At 64.7% G+C, this 1,179-nt stretch carries 1 protein-coding gene; it reads left to right on the top strand.

Annotation, left to right across the window (positions count from 1 at the left end):
• Positions 1-1,179: ribonuclease J (locus tag EOC06_RS16690; RefSeq protein ID WP_245469666.1), on the top strand; the 1,179-nt coding region annotated here is incomplete at both ends.

A 1,179-nucleotide genomic window follows, 5' to 3' on the forward strand; every position in this document is an offset into this window, starting at 1 on the left:
CCGTCGGCCCGTTCGAGATCGAAGCCATTCCGGTCGCGCACTCGATTCCCGAGCCGATGTCGCTGGCGATCACCTCGCCGGCAGGCACCGTCATCCATACCGGTGACTGGAAGATCGATCCGGAGCCGACGATCGGGCCGAAGACCGACGAGGCGCGTTTCCGCGCCTATGGCGACAAGGGCGTTTTGGCGCTGATCTGCGATTCGACCAATGCGCGGCGCGAAGGTGAGTCGCCTTCGGAAGTGGCTGTGGGCGAGGGCCTCAAGGGCGTCATCCAGGCTGCCAAGGGCCGTGTCGCCGTCACCACATTCTCCTCCAATGTCGGACGCATCGTCTCGATCGCCAAAGCGGCGCGCGATGCCGGACGCCAGTGCCTGGTGCTTGGCCGTTCGCTGAAGCGGGTCATCGATGTGGCCGGCGAACTCGGCTACATGGACGGTCTGCCGGAGTTCATCGCCGAGGAGGATTTTGGTTTCATCCCGCGCGAGAACCTGGTCATCATCTGCACCGGCAGCCAGGGCGAGCCGCTGGCCGCACTGGCCAAGCTGTCGCGCGAAGAGATGAAGTCGGTGTCGCTGACGGCGGGCGACACGGTGGTGTTTTCCTCGCGTACCATTCCCGGCAACGAGAAGGCGATCCTCGAGATCAAGAACCGTCTCATCGACCTCGGCGTCAAGATCATCGAGGACGGCGATGCACTGGTGCATGTCTCCGGCCATCCGCGGCGCAGCGAATTGCGCAAGATGTATGAATGGGTGCGCCCGCAGATCGGCGTTCCCGTGCATGGCGAGGCGGCACATCTGGTGGCGCAGGGCTCGCTGATGTCGACATCGGGCATCGGCCAGGTGGCGCAGGTGCGCGACGGCGACATGCTCAGGCTTGCTCCCGGCCCAGCCACCATCATGGATCAGGTGCCGTTCGGCCGTATCTACAAGGATGGCAGACTGATCGGCACCGATCAGGCGATGGGCATCCGCGACCGGCGCAAGCTGTCCTTTGCCGGCCATGTGGCGGTCAATGTCGTCCTGGACGACAAATATGAGCTTGCCGGCGACCCCGACCTGGTCGCCATCGGCGTCGCCGAGGCCGATGGCCGTGGCGAGTCGCTGGAAGATCTGATGATCGATGCGGCAATCGGCGCGGTGGACTCCATCCCCCGTCAGCGCCGAAAAGACCTCG

Source organism: Mesorhizobium sp. M7A.F.Ca.MR.362.00.0.0 (genome assembly GCF_004023175.1).
Classification (GTDB): domain Bacteria; phylum Pseudomonadota; class Alphaproteobacteria; order Rhizobiales; family Rhizobiaceae; genus Mesorhizobium.